Origin of the sequence: Thiorhodococcus fuscus (assembly GCF_042682685.1) — a bacterium.
Classification (GTDB): Bacteria; Pseudomonadota; Gammaproteobacteria; order Chromatiales; family Chromatiaceae; genus Imhoffiella; species Imhoffiella fuscus.
Map to the genome: position 1 here is coordinate 17,450 of NZ_JBHUHX010000016.1, position 22,216 is coordinate 39,665.

General features: G+C 63.9%; 17 protein-coding genes. 3 read left to right on the forward strand and 14 right to left on the reverse strand.

The features are described 5' to 3' along the window. Positions 1–309: 309 nt before the first annotated feature. Both ACFSJC_RS07655 and ACFSJC_RS07660 read right to left on the reverse strand, forming a co-directional pair. Positions 310–1,464, reverse strand: coding sequence for a GGDEF domain-containing protein (locus ACFSJC_RS07655; RefSeq protein ID WP_386025378.1), 1,155 nt, complete (start codon positions 1,462–1,464; stop codon positions 310–312). Between the two features lie 248 nt (positions 1,465–1,712). Then, a complete protein-coding gene (locus ACFSJC_RS07660) occupies positions 1,713–1,910 on the reverse strand; it encodes a Trm112 family protein (RefSeq protein ID WP_386025923.1) in 198 nt (65 codons plus the stop codon). A gap of 174 nt (positions 1,911–2,084) precedes the next feature. On the opposite strand from ACFSJC_RS07660, the gene ACFSJC_RS07665 reads away from it, so the two are divergent. After that, on the forward strand, positions 2,085–3,662 hold the full coding sequence (locus ACFSJC_RS07665) for an alpha/beta hydrolase (protein ID WP_386025380.1): 1,578 nt from the start codon (positions 2,085–2,087) through the stop codon (positions 3,660–3,662). Between the two features lie 197 nt (positions 3,663–3,859). Beyond that, on the forward strand, positions 3,860–4,309 hold the full coding sequence (locus ACFSJC_RS07670; protein ID WP_386025382.1) for a hypothetical protein: 450 nt from the start codon (positions 3,860–3,862) through the stop codon (positions 4,307–4,309). A gap of 58 nt (positions 4,310–4,367) precedes the next feature. Here the strand turns inward: ACFSJC_RS07670 and clpX are convergent, their stop codons facing one another. The 9 genes from clpX to ACFSJC_RS07715 all read right to left on the reverse strand — a co-directional run bounded on the left by clpX (position 4,368) and on the right by ACFSJC_RS07715 (position 13,988). After that, a complete protein-coding gene (gene clpX / locus ACFSJC_RS07675; RefSeq protein WP_386025384.1) occupies positions 4,368–5,654 on the reverse strand; it encodes an ATP-dependent Clp protease ATP-binding subunit ClpX in 1,287 nt (428 codons plus the stop codon). After that, a complete protein-coding gene (nifM, locus tag ACFSJC_RS07680; protein ID WP_386025386.1) occupies positions 5,651–6,538 on the reverse strand; it encodes a nitrogen fixation protein NifM in 888 nt (295 codons plus the stop codon). Before nifM ends, clpX begins: the two co-directional genes overlap by 4 nt. Next, positions 6,535–7,011: a nitrogen fixation protein NifZ gene (locus ACFSJC_RS07685; protein WP_386025388.1), complete on the reverse strand. Its 477-nt coding sequence runs from the start codon at positions 7,009–7,011 to the stop codon at positions 6,535–6,537. Before ACFSJC_RS07685 ends, nifM begins: the two co-directional genes overlap by 4 nt. Further along, the gene (gene nifW / locus ACFSJC_RS07690; protein ID WP_386025390.1) at positions 6,995–7,339 is read right to left on the reverse strand and encodes a nitrogenase-stabilizing/protective protein NifW; all 345 of its coding nucleotides are present in this window, start codon (positions 7,337–7,339) and stop codon (positions 6,995–6,997) included. The genes ACFSJC_RS07685 and nifW overlap by 17 nt, the downstream gene beginning before the upstream one ends. Before the next feature lie 69 nt (positions 7,340–7,408). Further along, positions 7,409–7,951: a hypothetical protein gene (locus ACFSJC_RS07695; protein WP_386025392.1), complete on the reverse strand. Its 543-nt coding sequence runs from the start codon at positions 7,949–7,951 to the stop codon at positions 7,409–7,411. Positions 7,952–7,958: 7 nt separating this feature from the next. Beyond that, positions 7,959–8,741 carry a serine O-acetyltransferase gene (cysE, locus tag ACFSJC_RS07700; protein ID WP_386025394.1) on the reverse strand — a complete coding sequence of 261 codons (783 nt, stop codon included), beginning with the start codon at positions 8,739–8,741 and terminating at the stop codon, positions 7,959–7,961. 24 nt (positions 8,742–8,765) lie between these two features. Next, on the reverse strand, positions 8,766–9,920 hold the full coding sequence (nifV, locus tag ACFSJC_RS07705; RefSeq protein ID WP_386025396.1) for a homocitrate synthase: 1,155 nt from the start codon (positions 9,918–9,920) through the stop codon (positions 8,766–8,768). A 249-nt stretch (positions 9,921–10,169) separates the two neighbouring features. Beyond that, on the reverse strand, positions 10,170–12,200 hold the full coding sequence (locus ACFSJC_RS07710) for a bacteriohemerythrin (protein ID WP_386025398.1): 2,031 nt from the start codon (positions 12,198–12,200) through the stop codon (positions 10,170–10,172). A gap of 9 nt (positions 12,201–12,209) precedes the next feature. After that, positions 12,210–13,988, reverse strand: coding sequence for an ATP-binding protein (locus tag ACFSJC_RS07715; RefSeq protein WP_386025400.1), 1,779 nt, complete (start codon positions 13,986–13,988; stop codon positions 12,210–12,212). Between the two features lie 719 nt (positions 13,989–14,707). Between ACFSJC_RS07715 and ACFSJC_RS07720 the strand changes: the two genes are divergently transcribed. Continuing rightward, on the forward strand, positions 14,708–15,487 hold the full coding sequence (locus ACFSJC_RS07720) for a hypothetical protein (RefSeq protein ID WP_386025402.1): 780 nt from the start codon (positions 14,708–14,710) through the stop codon (positions 15,485–15,487). 127 nt (positions 15,488–15,614) lie between these two features. Here the strand turns inward: ACFSJC_RS07720 and ACFSJC_RS07725 are convergent, their stop codons facing one another. The 3 genes from ACFSJC_RS07725 to ACFSJC_RS07735 all read right to left on the reverse strand — a co-directional run bounded on the left by ACFSJC_RS07725 (position 15,615) and on the right by ACFSJC_RS07735 (position 21,997). Continuing rightward, entirely contained in the window at positions 15,615–17,207 is a 1,593-nt protein-coding gene (locus ACFSJC_RS07725) for an Eco57I restriction-modification methylase domain-containing protein (RefSeq protein WP_386025404.1), read from the reverse strand. A 269-nt stretch (positions 17,208–17,476) separates the two neighbouring features. Next, positions 17,477–20,716 (reverse strand): efflux RND transporter permease subunit, encoded by a 3,240-nt coding sequence (locus ACFSJC_RS07730; protein ID WP_386025406.1) that lies wholly within the window; start codon positions 20,714–20,716, stop codon positions 17,477–17,479. 129 nt (positions 20,717–20,845) lie between these two features. Then, the gene (locus ACFSJC_RS07735) at positions 20,846–21,997 is read right to left on the reverse strand and encodes an efflux RND transporter periplasmic adaptor subunit (protein ID WP_386025408.1); all 1,152 of its coding nucleotides are present in this window, start codon (positions 21,995–21,997) and stop codon (positions 20,846–20,848) included. Between the last annotated feature and the right edge of the window lie 219 nt (positions 21,998–22,216).

The window sequence follows — 22,216 nt, forward strand, 5'->3', positions numbered from 1 at the left end:
ACGAACGCGGTCGTGGACTGGTTGTGATCCCGCGTAGGGCGCAATAGCGAACGCGTATTGCGCCGCATGGCATGCAACGACAAGGCTTCGGTCGCACCCCGGTGCTCGCATACGGCGCAATACGGCCGCTCCAAGGTCGAACGCTGGCGGTTCATGGACTGTATCTCCAGCGACATGGGGAGCAGCCACTCGTTGAAGGCGGCCTATTACGCCCTACCTGAGTCGGGGCTTCTTCCTTCGGGCGGTTTGGCTTGGAATGACCTTCGTGGGAATTGGGGAACGGTGGATTCGTTGCGTTTTCCGTCTGGCTCAGAGCGCCCGGACTACACAGTTGCGTCCCTGGCGCTTCGCCGCATAGAGGGCCGTGTCGGCAGCTTCGATCAGGTCGGATGGGACGCGTCCTGGATTCGGGATCAGTTCGGCCACGCCGAGGCTGATGGTCACGTGATTTGCGATGGGCGAGTTCGGATGCTTGATCCGCAACGCCTCGATCCTATGGCGTACCTGCTCGGCGATTCCCAGGGCGTCCTCTGAGGGGGTATTCGGCAGTAGGAAGGCGAATTCCTCGCCGCCGATGCGGGCGACTCGGTCTCCGGGACGTTTCGCGACACTGGCCATGGCCTCTGCGACACTGGTCAGACAGGCGTCCCCCGCCAGATGCCCTAGTCGGTCGTTGTAGCGTTTGAAGTAGTCGATGTCGGCCATGATCAGCGAAAACCGGTTTCCGGTGCGCAGGGCGCGTTTCCACTCGTCATTTAGGCTTTCGTCGAAGAGCCGACGGTTTCCGAGTCCGGTCAGCGGATCGAGGTGGGCCATGCTATTGAGCGTGAGCTGCTCTTCGATCGCTTGCGAGAGCTTGAGACGCAGCTCGGCCGTTTCACGAGCGAGTCGATGGACGCGTGCGGACGATGCGGTCATGGCGAGCGCGAAGATAATGAGCATCACACCCATGGTCGTGTGGATGCGGTCGTCCTGTATCAGCATCTGCAGCGTGATCGGCGAGAGGGTCGGAATGAGGAAGCTATGAAAGCTTGGGGGCAGCGAGGATAGAACGGGCACGGCTCCAGCAACCATGCCGCCGAGCGTGAAGGTAAGAAAGATCTGGTGTGGGAAGGAGTCCGGGTGGAATAGGATGATGCCCGCCGAGCCCCACGTCAGTCCCGAGGCCAGTGAGCCGAGTATGAAATAGCGTCCCCAGCTTTGGGTGTCATGCGTCTGTCGTTGTCGCCGGTTGTGGTAGGCCCGGACTAGGGCGAAACGACCGAGGGTGACGGCGAGAAGTGCCGTCAGCCAGATCGCCAGGCGCATGCCGTCGATGGCGTTCCAGAGCACTGCGGCCAGGATGAATCCGTTGAGAATTGTAACAAGAAGGCCGATCGGCAGTTGGCGGTAGGATTGTGCGATCTGCAGGGCGGCGACCTGCTCGTCATGACGCTGAGATTCGGCTGATGACGTGATGTCCATTGGGCGTCGCCTACCATGAGGCATCCGTGCGGGGACTGTCTCGGCCCTGTCGTCGATCGTTCGGTGGAACGAGGACGCTATCCCTGGATATGGCTGTATCGGCAGCGGTCCATGCCTATTGAGCCATCGCCGAGCATGTCTCCTATTCTAGAGCGCTCTGCTCGGTCTTGGCGACGCCTGTCGAGTTGGCTGCGCATTCCCGTCCTCTGCGTGGTGCGGTGTGACGGGAAGCGTCGGTGATCGCGGGTTCAGTGGGCGTTGCGGTAGGCGTCCATCTCCTCCAGGGAGAGATGCCGGGCCTCGTCCTCGAGCATGACCGGGATATCGTCGCGGATCGGGTAGGCGAGTTGCGCCGAGAGCGAGATGAGTTCGCCACGGTTCTTGTCGAGGATGAGCGGTCCCTTGGTGACGGGACAGACCAGGATGTCGAGGAGTTTCTTGTCCAACATGGATTGCGTGCTCCGGTGTGAGTCGGTCAATGGGGGCGCGTGGCATGGTCGAGGCAAGCGTCGGCGCCTCGCGGGTTTTAGCTCCGCAGTTTAACCGCCCGCGCCGCTTGGTGGCGAGCAGGGCGAACGTTCGTCAAATGCAGAGGCTTATTGAGGAGAGTGCGTGTGGTCATGAGTCGGTCGATTGTGGGCATTATCGCTGTTTGTCGCGGACGCTGTTGGCTGGCGGTCGCCGTTGCGCTCGCCGCCCTGCTGGCCATCGGGGTCGCGCTCTGGCATCTGCTCGGAGAAGCGGACACCGTGTCGGTGGAGCGGACCTGGGCCGGCTCGGTTCCATTGACCCTCTATCGTCCGGTCTCTCGGGGGCCGGCTCCGGCCGTGGTGATCGCCCATGGCTTCGCCGGTTCACAGACCCTGATGCGGAGTTACGCGCTGACTCTGGCACGTAACGGCTATCTCGCGGTCACCTTCGATTTCCCCGGTCATGGACGTAATGCGCAGCCGTTCGTGTCCGGTCTCATGGATCGCGAGAAACGGCTGAGTATTTTGGGCGGAGCACTGGAATCGGCGATCGATGTCGCGCTGCGACAACCCGGAGCGGATGGACGCCTCGCGCTGCTGGGGCATTCCATGGCCGGGGACCCGCTGGTCGACTACACCGAGAGACATCGCGGCAAGGTCGGGGCGCTGGTGCTGCTGTCGCCCTATATCTCCGACGAGACGCCGACGGAGGCACTGCCCGATCTGCTCTTGGCCTATGGCGAGTTCGAGCCTGAGATGCTGCACGAGCAGGGGCGCAAGATCCTCGCGGCGTCGGTGGGGCACGAGATCGAGCCTGACGCGACCTATGGCGATCCGGCGCTGGGCGATGCCAGACGGATGCTGATCGCCGAGCGCGTCGAACACATCGGTATCCTCTACAGTCGGGATGCCGAGCGGGCCGCGCTGGATTGGCTAAACCGGTCCTTCGATTGGCGCGGCGATGGATTCGTGGCGGAGCCTGGCCCCTGGATCGGTCTGCTGTTCCTCGGGATTCTCGTCCTGGCCTGGCCGCTGGCGCGGTTGCTGCCTCGGGTCGCCTCTCGGCCGCTGGGGGCGGGGCTCGCCTGGCGCGATCTGCTTGCGGTGGCGGTCGCGCCGGCCATCTTGACCCCGCTCATCCTCTGGCGTCTGCCCAAGCATGTTCTGCCGATCCTGATCGGCGACTATCTGGTCTTGCACTTCGCGGTCTATGGGGTGCTCACCTGGCTCGGGCTTTGGCTCATCCGGCGCCGTCGTGGCGCATCCGCCGCCGAGCCGATGCGAATCGACCGGAGACGCCTGGCGATCGCCATCCTCGCCGCAACCGGCTATGCCCTGTTCGCCTTCGCCATTCCTGTCGACCGCTTCGTCACGACACTGCTTCCGGGTAGCGAGCGTCTTCCTTTAGTGTTCGCCATGCTGGGCGGGACGTTGCTCTATTTTACCGCCGACGAGTGGGTGACGCGCGGTGTCGGGAGCGCCTCCGGCGCTTACGCGGCGACCAAGGCGCTCTTCCTGCTGTCGCTGGTGTTGGCGGTGGCGCTCAATCTCTCCGAGCTGTTCTTCCTCATCATCATCGTGCCGGCGATCCTGGTCTTCTTCCTGGTTTACGGTCTCCTGAGCCGCTGGATCTACGCGCGCACCGGGCATCCCATGGTCGGCGCCGTCGCCAACGCGGTCGCCTTCGCCTCGGCGACGGCCGTGACCTTTCCCTTGGTCGGGGCCTGATGCCGATTCATTGACCGCGAGCAAGCTACATTCAACGGACGCTTTCGCGTAAACTGCGGGAACCACTATGGTTTACTTGAGCCGTGACGTGAATCACGGCCTGTGCCTCGGTGCCACCACGTAGCATTTTCGTATCCCAATTGATACCGAAGTACCACACCTGACTTGCCAGCCACCGACCGGAGGAGTGTTTCGAAATGGTCGTCTTCGCCCAACTGCATGCCCAAAATCATAAGATCACGGAACTGTCGAACGTCTTCATGTACCTGGTTCGCGAGCGCTCGATGTGCGATACCGACGTCGCCTGCGATGTCTTCTTCGATCTGACCAACCGGGTCAAGGAACACATGGAACTCGTCGATCGCGAGCTGTGCGGCAAGCTGATCTCGCACCCGGATCAGTCGGTCAAGAATACAGCCAACCGCTTCCTGTCCGGCTCGACCGAGATCAAGCGGATCTTCTCGTCCTACGTCAAGGAATGGTGTTCGCACAAGCGTCATGCGCTGACCATCAGCGACCATGCCTCCTTCATGCAGGACACCGAGCAGATGTTCGCCCTGGTGATGGATCGGCTTCAGCGCGAGACCGAGCATCTCTATCCGCTGATCCGCAAACTCGAGGATTCGGACAAACAACAGGTCGCCTGACCTCGTGCGTTCCGGGACGCGATCGGCGCGTCCAATCGCATCCCTCCCGCCTCCCGATTCAGCCTCCCGCCGATGCCCGCTCGGCTTCGTCCTCTGATCCATGGATCCAGTGGACGGGGCCGGTGCCCTCGACCGTCTCGACGTCGACCTGGCAGCCGACGACATCGGTCATGGAGGGCAGCTCGAACATGGGGCGCTGCAACAGCCCCTCTAGCACGCTGCGTAGACCGCGCGCCCCGGTACCTCGATCGATGGCCTTGCGGGCGATGGCGGTCATGGCCTCGGGCGTGAATTCGAGCTGGACGCCCTCGAAGGCGAACAGTTGCTGATACTGACGGATCAGGGCGTTCTTCGGCTCGGTGAGGATGCGCACCAGCGCGGCCTCGTCCAGGTCGTGCAGCCCGACCAGTACCGGGAAGCGTCCGATGAATTCGGGAATGAGACCGAACTGACGCAGATCGTCCGGATGGGTCTCGCGATAGAGTTCGGGGTCGCGCCTCTTATCGTCCTCATTGCGCGCGCCGACGTCCGCCTGAAACCCGATGCCCGAGGGGCCGGGGCGCAGGCGTCGCGTCAGCAGCTTCTCCAGGCCGGCGAAGGCGCCGCCGACCAAAAAGAGGATGTTGCGGGTGTCGATCAGGGCGCCATCGCCGCTGTCTTTGCGCCCCTTGGGATTGATCTTGACCTGGGTGCCCTCGACCAGCTTGAGCAGTGCCTGCTGCACGCCCTCGCCCGAGACATCGCGTGTGCCGTGAGCCGTTTCGCCCTGGCGCGCGAGTTTGTCGACCTCGTCGATGTAGACCATGCCCCATTCGGCGACCTCGCGGCTGCCGTTGGCGGCGTCGAGCAATCGGCCGAGAATGCTCTCGACGTCCTCGCCGACATAGCCCGCTTGGGTCAGTGTGGTGGCGTCGGCGATGACGAAGGGCACTCCGACGATGCGCGCCAGGGTGCTGGCCAGCAGCGTTTTCCCCGTCCCCGAGGGGCCGAGCAGCAGGATGTTCGACTTGTCGATCTCGACCCGGTCATCGTCGTCGAGCGAGCGGCGCGGATTCTTGGACTCGGCCGCGAGACGCTTGTAATGGTTGTAGACGGCGACGGCGAGCGACTCCTTGGCCGCCTCCTGGCCGATGACGTAGCGGTCCAGCTGTTCCTTGATCTGCAGGGGTTTGGGCGGCGACTTGAGCGGGCCGCTCAAGGCTCGGGCGCGCCCCCAGCTGCTGACGACCTGATGCGCCAGGGTGACGCAGGCCTCGCAGATATGGCCATCGAGGCCGGCAATCAGCGGTGTGTCCGGGGCCTGGGAGGCGCCGCAGAAGGAACAGGTGTGGACCGTGTCGTTCATGCTGTTGATGTCTCCTCGGTCGGGGGCGCCTGCTGGCGCAGTTCGGCAATCCATGCCTTCTGACAGTCACGGCTCCGACGCGCGTCCAGCGCCTCGCGGATCTTGGAGCGCGCGCGTTCGAATGGAACCTCGGTGGTCGCGTGGATGCGTTCGCAGAGAATCAGATGGAAGCCGATCTCGCTTTCGACGACATCGCTCACCTGGCCCTCGTCCAGAGCGAACAATGCGGCGTCGATTTCGGGGTAGAGCTTGCCTCGGGGCAAGGTGCCGAGTGCGCCTTCCTCCATGGAGGTCGGGCATTCGGAATGCGCACGCGCGAGCGGGCCGAACTGATTCGGATCGGACTGCAGCTGGGAGGCGATGCGCTCGATCCGTGCCCTGGCGGCCGAACGCTCGTTTTCGGCGTACTCGGCGTTGATGGTGATGAGGATGTGGCGCGCGGTGCGTCGCTCGGGGGCGATGAAGCGCGCCTGGTTCTGTGCGTAGAAGCGACGCTCGTCGGCCTCGGTGACGGCCTCGGCGCGGGCGCCGATGCGTTGCAGCACGGCGTCGAACAGCAGCTCTCGCTGCAGGGCGACCCGCAATCCGGATTCGTTCAGTCCGTTGCGTTCCAGGTCCGCCTGGAAGGCGTCCTCGTCCTCGAAACGCGCGCGAAGCTCGGCGACGGCCTCTTCGATGCGTGTCTCGGGAAGAAGCGTGTCGCGTGCCTCCGGCGATGAGAGCACCAGACTCTCCAGCTCCAGGGTCTGATGCGCCTGGCGTTCGGCCTGGCTCAGCTGATCGGCGGCGAGCGTGCTCGGTGCGCCTTGGAAACGTTCGCTCGCAGCGCGCAGCAGATGATATCGGTACTCGGGGCTCGATTCGCTGGGTCGGGTTTCGGTCATGGCTCGCTGCTGTTGTCTGTGTCGTTGATCGCGGGTTCGGACTCGGTCAGCGCGGTCTCCGGGACCAGCAGTGTGTTGCGGTCCAGGAAATGGACGTGATAGGCCACGCCGTCGGGGTGATCGCGCACGACCTTGATCACCTCGCCGATCTCGCCAGCCTCGACCAGGACTTGGCCCTGGATGCCGAGCGGGATGCGTGTGGCGACCTTGTCGCGGAACTCGAAGCGGCTGGGAACCCAGGGTGCGTCGACCGGAATCAGCTCCTCCTCGCGGCAGCCGACGATGCGGTCGGCGTCGAGGAAGTGCACCGAATAGATGATCTGGTCCTGGAGAAAGGTGCCGACATCTTTGACGAAGCCGGTGCTGCCACGCCGCACCAGCAGGGTTCCGGTCGACTCGCCCGGAAAGGTCCCGTCGTTGCGCACGTTGCGCACGACGCGGACCTCGTCTCCATAGTCATACTGAGGGCGCATGTTTCACCTGTCCCATCAGGTCGCTGAGCGGAACCGAGGCGGTGCGCGGCTCGTGCATATGGAAAACGCGGAAGACCTTCTCGGTCTTGGCATCGGAGCCGACGAAATCCTGATAGGCCTGGTTGAGCAGGTCGGCGTGCAGTGTCCAGCGGGCTTGGGTCTCGGTCGGCATCTCATCGACCTTGGCCAGATAGTCGTGGAAGCGCTGCAGGATGTGCAGCCGATTGACCTGAACCAGGCGCTGTTCGTATTGGATGCCGAAATACTCGAGGAAGTCCTCTGCGCTTGAGAGCTCGCTCATGTCGAGGTCGAAATCGTCGTCAGTCATGTGTGCCTCCGGATGGCGTCTCTGTGATCGTTGGATAGGGTCGGTCGCGTCGGACCCGATGGTTTCGCCTCAGCGTTTGAGGAAATGGATGTTGTCTCCCGAGCGCTCGATTTCGCTTTCGGTGACCGCCGAGCGGGCGATCTTCAGCAGATCGGCGATGCCGAGACGGTCGCTGGTGTCGATCTCGGCGATCTTCTCGAAGCGCTCCAGGGCCTGTGGCGCCTCGTTCAGACGCATCAGCAGGTAGCCGGAGCCCTTGAGCGCGAGTAGCAGGAAGCGCGTCAGGGTCATGGAGACCAGAACCGAGCGTCCCAGATCCTGCTCGGACAGATCCTGCCAGCGCTCGGGCAAATCGAGCCGGTTCGCAGTGATGGCGATGGCACGATCGGCGGTGATCAGCGCCTCGCGATAGCGGTGACGATAGTAGAAATAGCGATAGAGCGCGACCAGGACCGTCAGGTGATCGGGCTCCAGGAAATAGGCCTGGAGCAGGCTGAGTTCGGCCGCATCCTCGCCGTAGCGGCGGGCGGCATCGAGCAGCAGGCCCTCGACGTCCGAGCTGATCGGCTCGTCGAAATACATGTCCTCGCCAGCGAAATCCAATAGGTCCATGGTGATCTCAGGCGGTCTCGTCCTGTTGGCGGGTGTGCGGTGGTTCGCACATGCGCACGGCGTCGCAGCTGCCGCATTCGTGTTCGGGCTGGGTACCGCCGGGGATGCAGCCGTGAACGCCCGCAGCCTTTTCGAGCAGGCGGATGCGCTCCAGCAGACAGTTGATGGCGCCTGCGACCGGATCGGGGATCAGATGGTGGTCCAGATCGATGCCATGCGGATTGGGGCTGGCCGAGCGTCGCGAGCGGACGATCTTGGCCGGGATCCCCACCACGGTGCTCGATGCCGGGACGTCGCCGATGACGACCGAGTTGGCGCCGACCTTGACGTGATCGCCCAGGATCACCGGTCCCAGTATCTTGGCTCCGGCCCCGACCACGCAGCCATCGCCGAGCGTTGGGTGACGTTTGCCCTTGCGCCAGGAGGTGCCGCCCAGCGTGACCCCATGGTAGAGGGTGACGTCGTCGCCGACCTCGGCCGTCTCGCCGATCACGACTCCAGCCCCATGGTCGATGAAGAAGCGGCGTCCGATATCGGCGCCCGGATGGATGTCGATGCTGGTCCAGATCCGGGCCAGATAGGAGATGAAGCGCGGCAGCCAGCGCCAGCCTCGGAGCCAGAGCGGGTGGGCGAGCCGATAGAGAATCACCGCGTGCACGCCGGGGTAGGTGGTGTAGACCTCGAAACGGGTGCGCGCCGCTGGATCGCGTTCGAAGATGCAGTCGACATCCTCGGCGATGCTGGCCCAGGCTCCGGGCTTGGCAAGTGGCGCGAGCACGGCTTCGTTCATCTCTCGGCTCTCCGATGTTGGCTGTTACTGGAGCGAGATGGCCTGGTGATGACCGATCTCGGACAGGAAGCGGCACAGGTCGCCCGTCTCGGGCGAACGCTTGGTCTCGGTGACGAAGCGGCGCACCAGAGGCAGGACACGCTCGGCCTCGTCCATATTCAGGTCGAAGTGCAGCAGCTCTGAGTAGACCTGACGCACCGCGTGCTTTCCTGAGTGCTTGCCCAGGACCATGCGGTGCATGCGTCCGACCTCGGCAGGATCGATGCCCTGATAGTTCAGCGGATCCTTGAGCAGACCGTCGACATGGATGCCGGCCTCATGGGTGAAGGCGCCCGCGCCCACCAGGCTCTTGTGCCAGGCGACCGGCTTGCCGGAGGCCGTGGCGACCAGCTGCGACAGTTCCTCGAAATGGGTCAGGTCGATACCGCAATCAATGTGGTGGACGTGCTTGAGGCCGATGATGACCTCTTCCAGGGCGGCATTGCCTGCGCGCTCGCCGAGTCCGTGGACGGTGGTGTTGACATGGGTCGCGCCGCCGCGCACGGCGGCCAGGCTGTTGGCGGTGGCCAGGCCCAGGTCGTCGTGGGCGTGCATCTCGATCTCCATGTCGACGATGGCGCGCAGATCGCGGATGCGCTCGTACAGACCGAAGGGGTCCATGAGGCCCACGGTGTCGGCGAAGCGGAAGCGGCGCGCGCCGGCCTCCTGAGCGGTTTCGGCGGCGCGCCAGAGGAATTCGGGATCGGCGCGCGAGGCGTCCTCGCCACCGACGCAGACCTCCATGCCGAGGTCCTGGGCCGCGCGCACATGGCGCTCGATCTGGCTCAGCACCCAGTCGCGGTCGCGGCCGAGCTTGCGCGCGATCTGCTGATCGGACATGGGGATGGATAGGTCGATCATCTGTACCCCGAGATCGCGGCACTGGGCGATGTCGTTCGGCAGCATGCGGGTCCAGACCATGAGTCGGGCCGACAGACCCAAGGCAGCGACGGCGCGGATCGAGTCGCGTTCCTCGTCCCCCATCGCCGGGATGCCGACCTCCAGTTCGGGGACGCCGAGTGCGTCCAGACTGCGGGCGATCGCGAGCTTCTCGTCCAGTGAAAAGGCCACGCCTGCAGACTGTTCTCCATCGCGCAGGGTGGTGTCGTTGATGGTTACCTTGGTCGAGTCGATGGACATGGGTTGGCTCCAGAATGCCTATGCAGCTTACTGAAGCAACGGTTATGCCAGTTATTGGCGGCTGTTTTTACAGCCACTTAACCTCGCTTGCTGGCCTGCTTTGAGGGGTTTGCGACAAGCAGCCCAGGCATCGGTTGTCGGGGAAATGACCAAGCAAAGTGGTCTTGGAATTGGCCTTGGAGCCCATTGCGATCGTCTCTGGACGCGTCGATCTCGGCGTTGGAGCTTCGGTCGGGCGCGGTTCGTCGATCAGGCGCCTTTCGCCACCGGCTTCAGGATCTTGCGGTCGGACTTGAGGATGTGATCGATCAGCCAGCTGCGCAGATATTCGAGCATCTCCACCCCGGCGATGAAGGGGTTATGCGCGATTTCCAGGCGTAGTTCGTGGAGCTTTTCCTCGAACTCGCGGTGCCTCAGCTGGTGGGACTCAAGCTCGATCGGCGAACGCCCCAAGGCCGAGATCAACCGTTCCTCGGCGCGAAAATGGATGCGGGTGTACTGCTCCAGGGCAAATAGCGCCTTGGCAACCTCGGGTGTCGCGGCTTGCTGTTTGATGGCGCTATGGACGCGATTGGCCCAATAGATGAGATAGCGGTGGTGTTCGTCGATGATGTCGATGCCGACCGAAAAACGTTCGCTCCAGACGATCCACTCCTGCCGGCCCGGCTCCAGATTCACCGCAGGCAGCAGTTCGCGCGGATCGATGGCGTCGTCCTGATAGCGGGCTTTGATCGTCAGCAGCTCCGGGAGCGTCTCGGAAAAGGCGCGAACCACGCGAGGATCGAACGAGGATTCGCTCAATGACTCGATGGTGGCGACGGCGCGCTCGACCGGCCAGGCCTCTTTATAGGGTCGCTCCATGGTGAGCGCGTCGAAAACGTCGGCGACCGCGCAGATACGTCCGGAGAGTGGAATCGCCTCCCTGGACAGTCCATGGGGATAGCCGCTACCGTCCCATTTCTCGTGGTGGGTGAGGGCGATCTCACGGGCCAGCTCGATCAAAGGATCGTTGCCCTCCAAGATGCGGGCGCCGATCAGGGTGTGCCGCTTCATGGTGGCGAATTCCTCGGCGGTCAGCTTGCCCGGCTTGCGCAGAATGCTGTCGTCGATGCCGATCTTGCCGACGTCGTGCATCGGCGCAGCCAGTTCGATGAGTTCGCAGAGCGTCTCGTCGCAGTGCAGGGTGCGTGCGATGGCGCGGGCGTACTGACTCATGCGGGTCACGTGCAGCCCGGTCTCGGTGTCGCGGAATTCGGCGGCGACGCCGAGTCGTCGGATGACCTCGTTGCGGACCATTTGGATCTCGATCTGATTGATCCTCAGTTTCTCCTCGATCATCCGGCGGCGGATCAGTCCGCTGAAGGCGTCGGCGAGCTCGTTCATGAAATCCTGCTCGCCCGGCTGTGGGGTGTGGCCCTGCGGCATGATGATGCAGAGCGCGCCGTAGATCCGCTCGCCTTCCGTCAGGGGGAGCGAATAACCGCCGACCTTGAGCGGCCCCATGATGCAGTGTTGCGTGCTTTCGGAGACTTCCGCCAGGAACAGCGTTTGCCGTTTGAGCAGCGCCTGGCCGCAGAGACAGGATCCCTGGCGCGCCTTGGTGCAGATCATGCCTTGGTTGATGCTCATGCCGTGCTCGGCGACCAACACCAGCTCGTCGTGCCGATTGAAGAGAAAGAGCAGTCCGCGCGGTTCGATATCGAGCCAGTCGATGGCGTTCAGCAGGTCGAGGGTCTCGACCAGAAAGTGTTGCGGCGTCAGGTCGCGCAATGCCGCCCGCGTGATCGCCAGCAGCGCCTGTTGGCGGTCATGGATACGCTGACGCTCGATCTCGGTTCGATCGCGCTCCTCGGACACCTCGGCGATACGCTGGTGGAGCATCTGATGCCGCTCGCGCAGCTGGGCGGCGAGCGCCAGTTGGGCCGCGACGCGCGCCTTGAGCACGGGCGGGTTGATGGGCTTGGGGACATAGTCGGCCGCGCCGACCGCGAAGCCTTTCACCTCGTCCTCGGACTGGGTCTTGGCGCTGAGGAAGATGACGGGGATATCGCGGGTCGCCGGATCGTCCTTGAGACGCTTGCAGACCGCGTAGCCGTCCATCCCAGGCATCATGATATCCAGCAGGATGAGGTCCGGGTGCGGCCGATCGGCGACGAGTTGCAGGGCCTCTTCGCCGCTGGTTGCGACCTGGATGCGATAGCTCTGCTTAAGCAGGCCTGAGATCACCTTGAGGTTGTTGAGTGTGTCGTCAACCGCCAGGATGAGTGGGTCTTCGGGCATGTCGATGTCCTACATGTCTCGCGTGAGCAATAGCGCGTCGAGCGTCGCCGAGGCGTCGGCGAAGCGGTATTGCGTGATCTGGTGGGATAGGGCGGCGAAGCACTCGGGCGACAGCGTCTCGGCGAGGATGTTGCGGTGCTCGGCCAGCAGATCCTCGGTTGTGGGGTCGCGTCTGGCCGCGCGCTGGCGCAACGCGTCGAGCAGATCTGCGAGCGCGGGGGCGGTGGTTTCCGTCTTGCGGGGATCCTCGGTCGTCGATCCTCTCGGATTGCTGGAGCGTTCTTTGTGCGTCCCAGTGACGCTATGGGCTGAGGTTGCGGTTTCGCTCGGGCATTCGGTGGAATCTGCGAGCGCATCCACCCAGATGTCGAATCTGAATGTGCTGCCGACGCCCTCCTCGGTCGTGACGCCGATGGTTCCGCCCATCAGCTCGACCAGGCGTCGGCTGATCGAGAGCCCGAGACCGGTTCCACCGTAGCGGCGCGTGATGGAGCTGTCGGCTTGGCGGAAGGGCGCGAACAGATGTCTGATCTGGGATTTGGCGATACCGATTCCGGTATCCGTCACGGTGAATTCGAGGCGGGTCCGCCGGCCGTGCCTCTCCAGTTGGCGCACGGATAGGCTAACCTCGCCGCGCTCGGTGAATTTGAAGGCGTTGTCGATCAGGTTGGTCAGCACTTGTCCCAGCCGCAGCGCGTCTCCGATCAGCATCCTGGGAACCTCCGGCGCGATCCGGACCTGGAAGCTCACCTTGGGATCCGGGCTGCGCTGGGTCACGAGCGCGGCCAGATTCTCGATCGGTTCCTCGATGGAAAAGGGGTTTATCTCCAGTGCCAGTCCGCCGGCCTCGGCCTTGGAGAGATCCAGAATGGCGTTGAGCTGATGCAGTAGCGATTCCGATGCTCGGCGTGCCGCGTCCAGATAGTCGCGCTGTTCCTCGGTCATGGGGGATTCGAGACAGAGATGGAGCATGCCGATGATGGCGTTCATCGGAGTACGGATCTCGTGGCTCATGTTGGCCAGGAAGGCGCTCTTGGCGCTGTCGGCTTTCCGCACCGCCGCGATGGCGGCGAACAGATGCTCCTCCAGTCGCAGCCTTGGGGTGAGGTTGACCTCGATTCCTTCGACGCGGACCGTGCGCCCCTGATCGTCCTTGACCGGTCGCGGATGGCTGATGAGTTGCTGGCGCATGCCCTCGCTGAAGAACTCCAGTGTGACCGGCGGTGGAACCTCTCCGGCCAGGCAGGTCTTTATGGCGGACTCGAACTGCTCGATGGCCGATTCGGACCAGGCGGCGATGTCCCTCCAATGTCGGCCGATCATCTCCTTGGCAGGGATCCCGAAGAACGCGAACGAGCTCGGGCTCGCGTACTCCAGTCGGCCGTCGGGCGTGATGGAGTAGAAATGGAAATCCGTGCTGCCAGCGGACTCGACCATCTCGCGATAGCGTCGCTCGCTTTGGGCTAGGGTCCGCTCGGCGCTGCGGCGTCTGGCGACCTCGTGTCGCAAGCGGCGGTTCCAGTAGAGTGTGACCGCCAATACCAGAGCGAAGATGGCCAGTGCTTCCCAGAGCGGGTCCTGGTTGGCGACCATCGGTGGTGCTTGGTCTTGGATGCCGGCGGGTTCGACTGGGTGTGTCGAGGAGGGCTGGGCCGAAACGTGCGTCGACAGGTGTTGCGCGATGTCCTTCCATGCGATCGTCGAGATGAGTTGCAGGGAAAGGAGCGCGATCGGCAGGCCGAGCAGGATTGCCCTGATGCGGCGTGAAGAGACTCTTGATGACCCCATGGGTCTGTTTATATCCAGCTCGGGTTTGTTCGAATCTTGTCCGCTACCGTCAGCCAGACGCATTGACCGAGAGGTCGCGCTTGTGCGGTCGGGCGGTCATGTCTGGTGCGTACCGAATCGTTTCATTGGTGGTTGCAGCTCGCGATCGAATGGTTCATCGGATCCGCTATTCAAGATGATAAACGCCGGAGTTTGGGCGATACGTGCCTGGGGTCACAGCTTGCGCTTGTCTTTTATCCCGCATCGCGAAATTGGGGGTGACGTTGAGTCGGCATGGGCAGGTTGTTGCACGGCTTTCGCCAGAGCGTCCTCCGGACCTCGTCTGCATCGGGGTCGATCGGGTGGCGTGTGCGTCCAGGCACCAACGATTTCGTCCAGTATTCTTGAATCCAGTACACATTTTTCCTCACGATAGACTTGTAATATCCCCAGAAGGCGTTGGCTTATAGGATCATGCGAAAGGCGGTTTCCGGACCTGCGCCGGTTCATCTGTTCTGTGTAGACGTCCCATACCCCAGCCGAGAACGGCGTGCATTGGTCTCTTTTTCGCGCTCGCCTGAGAGCAACTTGGTGCGATAGGTTACCGGGCTGACGACGCCGAGCCGTGCTGCCGAATCAAGTCTTCGGATGCTGGGCCTCGTTCACGAAATGGACGGGGCCGACCTGAAGTGCGCGTCGTTCAGTACCGAGAAAAAACAAGAAAAATGGAGGACACGATCTTGAAGCGCGAACTCGTCTTTCGCATCTCGTCTGCGGCCGGTATCCAGCTGCGGACCGTGCAACGCCTCAAGCAGATCGGCATCCTGACCACCAAACGGGGGTTCAAGGAAAGCCCGAATGGCGATCGGTTCATGGTGCTTGAGGTCATGGGCGCCCAGGTCTCCGATGAGGATATCTGGCGCCAGATTTCGGAGATCCAGGGGGTACTTTCTTTGGCCCAGACCGGCGATCTGGCGCCTGCGAAGGTTCAGCCCAGTGCCGAGACATCGATCAAGACCAAGCAGAAGACGCAGCCGGAGTTCGTCCCCGAATCCGGCGACGCGGCCATCCGCGACCGGATGCTGATCTTCTCCCTGCTCAGCCGTTATCCGAGGCTCGACGGTCGATTCAACGAGATCTTGACCGCCATCCCACCGGAAAGCCGCCGTGAGCGCGCGCTCGAACTGGGTCGGGGGTTCGGCGGTTATCTGGCTAAGCAGGTCAAGCCCGACAAGGCTCCGACCAAGCTCTCCGATGCGATGACGGACCTGCTGATCCCCGCCCTGTCTCCGATGACGACGCTACGATTGGACGGCGATGCGCTGCTGATCGGCGACAACCGGATCGACCTGAAGGGCAAGGGACATCGGGAAGAAACCTGCGACTTCCTCAAGGGAACGATCGCCGGACTGCTCGACACCTATGACCTCGCGCCACTCTTCATCGGGCACGAGTGCCGGAACGCATCGCAGGGCGAGACCTGCGTCTTTTCCTTCCGGCAAAGGCTGGAGACCGCCTAACCGTCCATGGGGCTGACGATGCCCTGAATCGGGGCTGCGACCCGGACGCTGGCGTGCCTGCGCCCGCCATGCCGTTCAGCGGCACCCGCGACGGGAGCAGGACGGGAAGCTGTCGGTGGGCGATTGCTCAGTTTCCATCGCCTCCAAGCGCGGCCCGTTCCTCTTGGGTCAATCCGTAAAGATCGAAACAGGCTCTGTTGCAGGCGTCCAGATCGTGTCCGATGGCGGCGTTCGCGAGTGCTTCCCTCAAGGCTGGGGGGACTTCGTTCCAGCGCGGCAGTCGGATTCGGCGCAGGTACTGCGCCTGAAAACGCAGGAAGCCGCCGCGCATCTGGGTCGAGTAGGTCGCGATGAAAAGCCGGGTGACGGAGGAGAGCAGCACGGCTTGCAGGGCGCGCAGCTCCCAGTCGTCCGAGACGACGTAATAGAGATTGTGATGCGGATAGCGTTCGCCCGGCTCGAAGACGATGTGGGCTTCGCCCTTGATGTCCGGTATCAGGAGTTTCGGTCTGGCGGCTAACGACGGAGTGATGCGGTCGATAGTTCGGTACCAGTTGCTCGGCGCCTTTTTCGCGCAATGGCGATTGGCGATCACCTCTTTGCGTGCCTCCAGATAGCGACGCAATCGCGGATAGTCGCGCAGATCGACGAGTCCACCCGTCTCCGTGAAGGGGTTGATGACCCCCAGGCCTTGCCATTGTACCTGGCCCGAGACGATGTCCTTGGTCGTGACCAGCGGGAGCTTGCGGTCGGGCTCGACATCAAGTCGCTCGAAATCGCCGATGAATGCCTTGTCGGCTCCGGTCGCCACGCCGATACCCACCTTGCACCCCACCTCTTCCAGGCAGGGGAATGCGCCTTCCAAGCGGCGGATCACGGCCATCTGGTCCGACGTCTCCAAGAGCCAGGGCTCGGCATCCTTCATGATGTTCGACAATTCGCGCACTGAGCCGGTGTCTTCCGGCAGATTGGGTGCCCGTAAGAGCTGCGCCAGAGCGTGCAAGGCGTCTCGGTCGATGGCCGGGCGATGAGCGATGCGGGTCGTCCCCGGCGCCTCCCGACCGATGACGGTGATCGCTGGATAGGCGATGACCTCGGAATGAAAGGCCGGGGTGTCGACCATGTCGACATGGATCTTCAGGTGGAAGCGCTCGGCCACGAGGCGGCGCAGCGGTCCGCCATAGCGATTCTTCATCCAGCGGTCGGCGCAGATGAAGCTTAGGTTGCCTTGGGGCGCGAGTAACGACAACGATCGCTCGATGAAGGGGACATACAGATCGGCCCGGTCGTACAGTGTCTGGTAGCGATTCCGATACTCGATCAAAAGGGGGGCGGGGATCTGCTCCTGGCGTACATACGGCGGGTTGCCGACCACGAAGTCGAAATGACCGGGAAGCGGGGTCAGCAGAAAGTCGCCCTGAATCAACCAGCGATCCGTGAGCGCGGTGGCTGTCTCACTGTCCAGTCCCTCGTGGCGTAGCAACTCGCGAAGCGCCGAGCGGGTCGCATGGTAGGTTTCGCGATGTAGTTCGACCGCGCGAACGGCGTCTCCCAAGGCATCGAGCGCGGCGCCTCCATGCTCTGCCGCACGCCAGGAAGCCAAGAGTCTTTCCACGCTGGGCAGCAGGAAATCGCCGCCGCCGAAGGAGGGTTCCAGAAGGCGTTTTCGATGGATCCGGTTCTCCGGCGTATAGCCGGTCAGGTCGAGAATGAAATCCACGACCTCGCGGCGTGTGAATACCGCGCCCCGCGACGCTCTGTCCGTCGCGATCGACAGTTGCTCGACCGCATCTGTGACCCTGTTTGAGGCGGGGAAGCCCCCATCGCCTTGAAGGTCGAAGCTGAGTTGTCTCGATAACAAGGCATGATCCTCGATTGAGCGTGCGAACCGCATCTGTGGCAAGCGATGCGGTTCGTTCCTCGCCTCATCCTACGACAGGTACTGCCCGGGCGTGGCGACCCGGGGCCTGCGTGGGATGCGGGCGGTCGTTACGCGGTCTTGCTCCGTGTCAGGTATTTGCCCGCGCTGACGCATCCCAATGGAATGACCACCAGGGTCAGGAGCGTTGAGACCAGGACGCCGAACAGCAGCGAGATGGCCATGCCCTGGAAGATGGGGTCGGTGAGGATGACGCTCGATCCGGCCACCAGGGCCAGCGCCGTGATGAGGATGGGGCGGGTGCGCGCCTTGCAGGCGTTGATGACGGCTTCGGTGACGCTTTGTCCGCGCGCGATCTCCTCGATGGAGAAATCCACCAGCAGGATGGAGTTGCGCACGATGATGCCGGCCAGGGCGATGAAGCCGATCATGGAGGTGGCGGTGAAGTCGGCGCCGAGCAGCCAGTGGCCGGGCACGATGCCGAGCAGGGTCAGGGGGATCGGGGCCATGATGACGCCGGGCGTGACCAGGTTGCCGAACTCGGCGACCACCAGCATGTAGATGAGCACCAGGGCTACGCCGAAGGCCAGTCCCATGTCGCGGAAGGTCTCGTAGGTGACGGTCCACTCGCCGCCCCACTCGAATCCGGACTGCCCGTTGTCCGGCGGCGCGCCGCTGAACAGGGTGCCCGATAGTGTGACGCCGTCCGGCGTCTCGTAGTCGGCGAGCAGATCCTCGACCTCCATCATGGGATAGAGCGGGGCGCCCAGCTTGCCGACGGCATCGCCGACCACGTATTCGAGCGGACGCAGATCCTTGTGATAGACGATCGGATCCTGGGGCGTCTTGACGAAGGCGCCGAGCTCGGTGAGCGGTACCGTGTAACCGTTTCCGGCCGGGATCGGCAGGTCGGCCAGACGGGTCAGGTTGGCGCGGATCGCCAGCGGCACCTCGATGGTGATGAAGGTCGGCTCGAGCAGGCTGCCGCGCTTGACGTCGCCGACCTTGAAGCCGCCGAGCGCCATGTCGAGATTGCGGATGACGGTGTCCACCGAGATGCCGAGACGCACCGCCTTCTCGGTGTCGACCTCGAAGCGCAGCATCTCGAAGGGCTCCTGCATGTAGTTGTCGACGTCGGCCAGGCTGTCGACCTGCTCGAAGATGCGGGTCATGTCGGCGGCGACCTGACGCCGGGTGGCGGCGTCCGGGCCGTAGATCTCGGCGACGACTGACTGCAGCACCGGTGGCCCCGGCGGCATCTCGACCACGGTGATGCGGGCGCCGGCCTCGCGTGCCAATGGGGTCAGCAACTCGCGGGCCTGGAGCGCGATCTCGTGGCTGGAGCGATCGCGTTCGTGCTTGTCGGTGAGCTGGACCTGGATCTCGCCCTGCCAGGGTTTCTGGCGCAGATAGTAGTGACGCACCATGCCGTTGAAGTCGAACGGCTTGGCGGTGCCGGCATAGGTCTGGATGGCGACCACCTCGGGGATCTCGCGCACTTTCTCGGCGATCATACGGGCGGTGTTGGCGGTTTTGCCCAGCGCCGTGCCCTCGGGCATGTTCAGCACCACGCCGAACTCGGGCTTGTTGTCGTAGGGCATCATCTTGAAGGCGACCGCCTTGGCGTAGAAGAGCCCGCAGGAGAGGAAGAAGGCACCGATCAGGGCCAGGAGGAAGCCATAGCCCAACGGCTTGCGCTCGATCAGCGGTAGCAGCAGGCCACGGAAGAAACGCTCCAGCGTCTCGCTGGTCTTGTGTTCGCGGGCCTCGGCCTTCTTCAGCGCCGACAGGCTCGGCTTGATGCGCATCGCCAGCCAGGGGGTGAAGGCGAAGGCGGCGAACAGCGAGAAGACCATGGCGACCGAACCCAGCGCCGGGATGGGTTCCATGTACGGCCCCATCAGACCGGAGACGAAGCCCATCGGCAGCAGGGCCGCGACCACCGTGAGCGTGGCGATGATGGTCGGGTTGCCGACCTCGGCCACGGCGGCGACGGCAGTGTCCGTATCCGTCTCGCCCTGCATCAGCCAGCGCCGGTAGATGTTCTCGATCACCACGATGGCGTCGTCGACCAGGATGCCGATCGAGAAGATGAGCGCGAAAAGACTGACCCTGTCGATGGTGTAGCCCAGGATCCAGGCCAGAAAGACCGTCATCAGCAGCACCACCGGGATGACCAGGGTGACCACGATCGCCGGCTTGACCCCGAGCGCCAGCAGCACCAGCAGGGTCACGGCGCCGGTGGCGACGAAGAGCTTGAAGATGAGCTCGTTGACCTTGTCGTTGGCGGTCTTGCCGTAGTCGCGGGTGACCTCGACGTGGACGTTGTCCGGGATCAGCTGTCCCTTCAGGTGTTCCACCTTCTCCAGGATGGCGTCGGCCACGGTCACGCCGTTGCTGCCCTCCTTCTTGGCCAGGGCGACGGTCACGGCCGGCATGCCGTCGGCCTTGGCGTCTCCCGGATAGCTGGGGCCGGTGAAGTAGTTGACCTGCTTGCTGTACTCCTCGGGCTCCAGACTGACCTTGGCGACATCGCGCACATAGACCGGCGAGTCCTTGTAGGTGCCGAGCATCAGACGCTCGACGTCGGAGGCGCTCTGCAGGAAGGATCCGGTGTAGACGGTCAGATGCTGCTCGTTGGACTCGGCGTCGCCGGTACGGCGCTCGGCGTTGGCGGTGCGGATGGTGTTGGCGATGTGATCCAGGGTCACTCCGAATCCGGCCAGACGCTGGGGCTCGACCTCGACCCGGATCTGCTCGTGACGCCCGCCGACCACGAAGCCCTGACCGACGTTGGGGATCTGCGACAGGCTCTGGAGCAGCTTGGCCCCGAGCGCGCGCAGCGCGGCGTCGTCGATCTCGTCGGACCAGAGGGTCAGGGTGACCGCAGGGACGTCGTCGATGCCCTTGGGACGCACGACCGGGGTCAGGGCGCCGGGCGGCATCACTTGCTGGTTGGCCTGGAGCTTGTCGTGAACCTTGACCAGCGAGGGACCCATCTGCTCGCCGACATCGAACTGGACGGTGATGATGCCCTGCTCGCGCTCGCTCGCCGAGTAGACGTGATCGACGCCCGGGATCTCGGAGAGCAGCCGCTCCAGCGGCTCGACGGCGAGGCTTCCGACCTGCTCGGTCGAGGCGCCCGGATATTGGACGAAGACGTCGATCATGGGGACCGAGATCTGCGGGTCTTCCTGGCGCGGCGTCGAGAGCAGGCCGAGGATGCCCATGCCGAGCATGGCGAAGAAGAGCAGCGGCGACAGGGGCGAATGGATGAAGGCCCTGGCGGTTAGACCGGCCAGGCCGAGCTTGCGTCCGTGTCCGGACGGCGTGGCGATGGTATCGGACATGGGATGTCTCTGAATCAGGTGTCGGTGGGCGCGGACGCCGGCCGGCAGGTCGGTTGCGTTCCGCCCTCCGCGCGGTCTATCCACGCTCGCGGGCGGTGCGTCAGCGCTGGCTCGGCGATCCGTGTTGCGTCAGTCTTGCTGGATCTTGGCGGGGTCGAGCAGGAGGCGCTCTCCGCCCTTGAGACCGGTCAGGACGGTGACGGTATCGCCGTATTGCTCGCCGAGACGCAGCAGGTGCAGGCGTGGCTGGTCGTTGGCGTCGAGAACGTAGACCATCGGCAATCCGCCACGGTAGATCAGGGCCGTCGTCGGGATCACCGGGGCCGAGTCCCGAGCGCTATCGGGCTGCGGGATCAGCAGTTCGGCGTACATGCCGGCCTTGGCCGGGGCGCCTTCCTGCAGGTCGAGCTTGACCCGAACCGTGTGGCGGGTGGGGTCGGCCATGGGAAAGACCTGGGCGACGCGGGCCGCGACCACGGTCTGTTTGGGGTCGTCGAGCTTGACGCGGGTGATGAAGCCGGGCTGCAGCGGCGCCGAGAGACGGGTCGGCACATCGGCTTGGAGCTGCAACTGGTTCATGTTGGCGAAGCTCAGGAGCGGCTGGCCGGGCTGGACGGTGTCGCCGGCATTGACGTGCTTGTGGGTGATGTAGCCGTCGAAGGGGGCGGTGCTCTTGGTGTCCGCGAGCTTGGCGTCGATCTCGCGCAGCTGGGCTTGGGCAGCGACCAGCGCGCCCTGGGCCTGCTCGATCTGGGTGCCGTACTGGTGCAGCGTGGCGCTGCGCGCGACGCCGGTTTCGCGATCTCCGCCGAAGAAGGGCATGGGCATCATCTGGCTCATCATGTTGCCCTGGCGCGGCGTCGGATCCTCTCGCTCGCGCTGGAACTGAACCTCGGCGTTGCGATAGGCGGCCTGGGCGTTGGCGATGGCGGCGATGGCGGCCTGGCGCTGGGCACGCAGTCCGGCCGGGTCGAGCGCGGCGAGCACCGCGCCCTTTTTGAAGAAGTCGCCCTCGTTGCCGGCGATGAGATCGACGCCGCCCGGCATCTGGGCGGTGAAGGTGATCTCCTCCAGGGGTACGATGGTTCCGCCGACCGTGGCGTTGCCGCCGAGGTTGCGGCGCTCGACGCGCACCCACTGTGGCGCGGATGGTGGCGTCTGTTCCGCGATGGGGCGCGGATCGTCGGCAGTGATGACGGGCTCCTCGGCGAAGAGGACTCCGGTCAGGAGCGATCCGCCTACCACCAGGGCGAGCGTGGGTTTCAGCAATGGGTGATGCATGATGCGCAGCTTCCTCGTCGGTTCTTATGCATTCGATCGACAGCCAGGCGCGACCTCGGACCCCGCGCTGGGGACGTGGCGTCGCGGCCGGGGGCGGGTCGGTTGGGATGGTCGTCGAGCGGCCTGTCGATGAAGGCCTGTAGCGTTCCTGCCCCGAGAGTCCGTCGCGAAAGGCGCGTGCCTTGGCGAGGCGGGATCATTTCCCAAGGGTTCGGTGCA